This is a genomic window from Brachyspira sp., from assembly GCF_050873525.1.
GTDB lineage: Bacteria > Spirochaetota > Brachyspiria > Brachyspirales > Brachyspiraceae > Brachyspira.
This window is the reverse complement of the sequence record NZ_JBNMIZ010000221.1, coordinates 1-4383: the sequence shown is the minus strand read 5'-3', so window position 1 is coordinate 4383 and position 4383 is coordinate 1. Positions and strand designations below refer to the sequence as shown.

Annotated in this window: 3 protein-coding genes; all 3 read left to right on the top strand. The window is 22.8% G+C overall.

The features are described from left to right. Positions 1–202 precede the first annotated feature (202 nt). The 3 genes from ACR0QS_RS11540 (at position 203) to ACR0QS_RS11530 (ending at position 4343) form a co-directional block, all read left to right on the top strand. Entirely contained in the window at positions 203–1081 is an 879-nt protein-coding gene (locus ACR0QS_RS11540; RefSeq protein WP_432633599.1) for a leucine-rich repeat domain-containing protein, read from the top strand. A 197-nt stretch (positions 1082–1278) separates the two neighbouring features. Further along, positions 1279–3000 (top strand): leucine-rich repeat domain-containing protein, encoded by a 1722-nt coding sequence (locus ACR0QS_RS11535; protein ID WP_432633598.1) that lies wholly within the window; start codon positions 1279–1281, stop codon positions 2998–3000. A gap of 95 nt (positions 3001–3095) precedes the next feature. Next, positions 3096–4343, top strand: coding sequence for a hypothetical protein (locus ACR0QS_RS11530; protein ID WP_432633597.1), 1248 nt, complete (start codon positions 3096–3098; stop codon positions 4341–4343). Positions 4344–4383 lie beyond the last annotated feature (40 nt).

The window sequence follows — 4383 nt, the reverse complement described above, 5'->3', positions numbered from 1 at the left end:
TTCTTAAAACAAAAAATAGCTCAATAAATTTTTATATAAATTGATTTGAAAATAAAACCGTTTAATTAATTTTTTAATTATATTAGACGGTTTTAAATTTATTCTATATAAATTCAAATAAAAAACTAGTATCGGTGAGCGATACTGGTTGCATGTTATAATTATTATATATAAAAAATTATTAAAAAATAGGAGAAATAAAATGGAAAATAATTTAACTGAAAAAGAAATTAATAATTTATACAATTGGGCTAAAAAGTATAATATTAAAGAACTGCAAACCAAAGATAGAAAAAAATTATTAAATATTAAAAATCTTACGGTTATAGGGAATAAAAAAGACTTTTCTTCTATTCCAAATGAAATTGTTAAACTTGTAAATCTTAAAAATCTTTTTATATCGTCAAAAAATTTAAAAGTATTACCTAAAGATATTGGGAATTTAATTAATCTTGAAGAGCTTATTATCGGGACTTATTTTATAGGCAAATTAATAGAACTGCCCAAAGGAATAGGAAATTTGACTAAACTTAAAAAGCTTGAAATAAATAGCATGACTTTAAAAAAACTGCCTAAAGAAATATGCAATCTTCCCAATCTTAAAAGAATTATAATACACTGCAAGAATTTAGAGGAATTGCCGAAAGAAATTGGAGATTTGGTTAATCTTAAAGAACTTATAATACATTGCGACAAATTAGCGAGATTGCCTAAAGAAATTGGTAATTTAATCAATCTTGAATATATTATTATAGGTTCTAAAAATTTAAAAGTATTGCCTAAAGAGATAGGAAATTTAACAAAACTTAAAGATTTTTCTTCGGCGCTAACCAACTTAACAAAATTTCCCAAAGAAATTGGTAATTTGGTTAACCTCGAGCGTTTAGATATAAGTCGCGGATATAACTTAAAAGAATTTCCAAAAGAGATTACAAATTTGAATAAACTAAAACATTTAAAATTTGAAGATTGCTATAAAATAAAAAATCTAACAAAAGAGATTGAAAATTTAACTAAACTTAAAAAATTTAAAATTAAAAGTTTAAGTTTAAGTAAAATTACGAAAGAAATAAAAAATTAGTTAAACTTAAAGGAGAAATTAAAATGCAAAACAATTTAATCAAAAAAGACATTAAAATTTTAAAAAAGTGGAATGAAGAATATTATATTAGAGAATAGCAAACAAAATTAAAATAAAAAAACTAGTATCGGTGAGCGATACTGGTTGCATGTTATAATTAATATATAAAAAATTTTATTAAAACAGGAGAAATTAAAATGCAAAATAATTTAACAAACAAAGAAATTAATAATTTATACAATTGGGCTAAAAAGTATAATATTAAAAAATTGCAAACCAAAGACATAAACGAGTTATTAAATCTTAAAGAACTTACGATTGAAAATGAATATTCTTGGAGAAAGAATGTTTCTTATATTCCGAACGAGATTTTTAAACTTGTAAATCTTGAGAGTTTGTATATATATTGCTATGGTTTAGAAGAAATTCCAAACGATATTGGAAATTTGGTTAATCTTAAAACTCTTACTATAAAATCTTCTATAAAAACTTTGCCGAAAGAAATATTTAATTTGATTAATCTTGAAACTCTTAATATAGAATGCTTTTGTTTGAAAGAATTACCAGATGGAATAAGCAATTTAACCAAACTCAAAACTCTTAATTTTATACATTGCGAGAGATTAATAAATTTAAAAGAATTTCCTATAGAAATTTTTAATTTAAAGAATCTTGAAAATATTCGTTTAAGGTATTTTAGTCGGTTTAAAGGGTTTTATAAAAAAATAAACGATTTAGATAATATAAAGAATATTGAATTGGAATTATACTATTTTGACGAATTTGAATTCCCAAAAGAAGTATTGGAATTATCCAAATTAAAAATGCTCTATATGCATGACAATAAAGGAGATATAGATGAATTGCCAGCAGAAATTGGAAAGTTAATTAACTTAAAAAAACTTAGTATGTGGCTTTGCTTTTTAAAATGTCTGCCAAAAGAAATTGGAAATTTAACCAATCTTGAATATTTGGAAATTAATAGTGAATTTGAAAATCCTAACGGAATTCCTAAAGAAATAGGGAATTTAACTAATCTTAAAACTCTTAATATAGGAAACTGTGAAGGTTTAAAAGAATTGCCTAAAGAGATATTTAATTTGCCTAATCTCGAAAATCTTGAAATAAATTGTAAAGAAATAACTGAAATACCAAAAGAAATAAAAAATTTAGTTAATCTTAAAACTCTTAATATATGTTGCAATAATTTAGAAGAACTTCCAAATGAAATATCCTATTTGACAAAACTTGAAAAACTTGAAATATACTGCCATAGCATAAAATATTTTCCAAAAGATATATATAAATTAATTAATCTTAAAAGGCTTAAGATAGGTTTTAACAAAAACTTTAAATATATTCCAAGAGAAATTGCAAATTTAATTAATCTCAAAGAATTAGAAATAAGGCTTGATAAATTAAAGAAACTGCCAAAAGAATTATTCGATTTAATTAATCTCGAAAATCTTAATATAAGCTGGTGTAAAAACTTGAAATATATACCTAAAGAAATTGGCAATTTAGTTAATCTAAAAAAATTAGAAATAATAAGTCTTGATAAATTAAAGAAACTTCCAAGAGAATTATTCAATTTAATTAATCTTGAAAACCTTAATATATACTGGTGCAAAAACTTAAAGCATATTCCAAAAGAAATTGGTAATTTGACTAATCTTGAAAACCTCAATATATACTTGTGCAAAAGCTTAAAGTATATTCCAAAAGAGATTGGAAATTTAATTAAACTTAAAAAACTATGTATAGAAGAGTGTGAAAATTTAAAAGAATTTCCAAAAGAAATAAAAAATTTGATTAACCTTGAATATATTGAAATAATGTGGGACGGATATGCAAAAGGATTGCCTAACGAGATATTAAATTTTAATATACTTAAAGATATAAAAATAAGAAAATTATAAAGATAAGTATCGGCATGTGATAATTTTTACATGTTAATATAAATAATTGATAATTTAAAAAATATATTGTAATATAATGTATAAAGGTGGAATAAATGAATTATAATATAGAAGAATTAAAAAATACTTGCGATTATTATAATAATCTAGCGGACAATATTATAAACGAAGCTATCTATATAATGACAAAATTTATTGATGGTGATGGCGATATGCTTCAAAGATATAGAAAATATATTGATAAAAATAATTTTAAAGAGAATTATCCTTTCAATATTTTTGAGTTAATATCTGATATTTACTATAGAGAAAATTTTCATTCCGATATAATAGCGAAATTATTTGAGAATGAAATTATATTAAAGAATTTTCTAAAGTTTATCGGAGTTGACGAAAGCTTATATTTTAATGAAGGTTATGAGGTTATTCCAGAATATTTTATAAAACATGAAATAAAAAACGGGAGAATCGATATTCTTATAAAATCAAACGATAAAGATAATAATGAAGACGAAGAAAATGAAAATAAAGAAAAACCTCATTGCATTATAATTGAAAATAAACTTAACTGGGCTAATGACGAAGAAAGGCAATTATTCAGATATTATGAAGCATGCGGTAAAAATTTTGAAGTAGATAAAATAGTATATTTATCGCCAAATTCTTATAAAAAACCATCGGAAGATAGTATTAAAGAAATTCCAAAAGAATTGATAAAAACTATAATCGGTTATGACGGCGAAGAAAATGATTTTTATACTATGGTTTTAGATAAAAGTTTAAAAGAAATGAATGATAACGAGCCTAAAGAATGGCTTTTATTATTAGAACATTATTTAAAAATTTTAAGAAAAACAGGAGTAACTAAAATGGATGCATTAACCAAAAAATTTTATGAAAAAATTAAAAAAGAGCCTCAAGAATATGAGAAAGTTAAATTAATAGCGGATATGTATAATAATTTAACAATAGCTCGTGTCAATAATTTAGTCGAAAAATTTAGCGGAGTAAACTATAATAATCAATGTTTTTGGAGAAATTTTCCTAGCGAAAAAAGAAAGACAAATTACGCAATAGATATTTATATTTATAACGATAAAAGTTTGTTATATTTATTTTCAAGAGAGGAAATGCAAGATAAACTTGAACAAGATAACAAAAATATAAAAGCTTGGCTTGAAAAACATAATTTATTTAAAGGATTTGAAAAATGCAATGATATTTGGCACGGATGGGTTAAAGAATTTAAATTCCCAGAAGAAGAAAATGAATTATACGAATTTACGGAGAAATTAATAAAATTATTGAAAGAAGATATCGAATCGATTTATAGCGGAAAATAATTTTAAATAAAATTTTATAATAAATTGCGTTGTATAATTT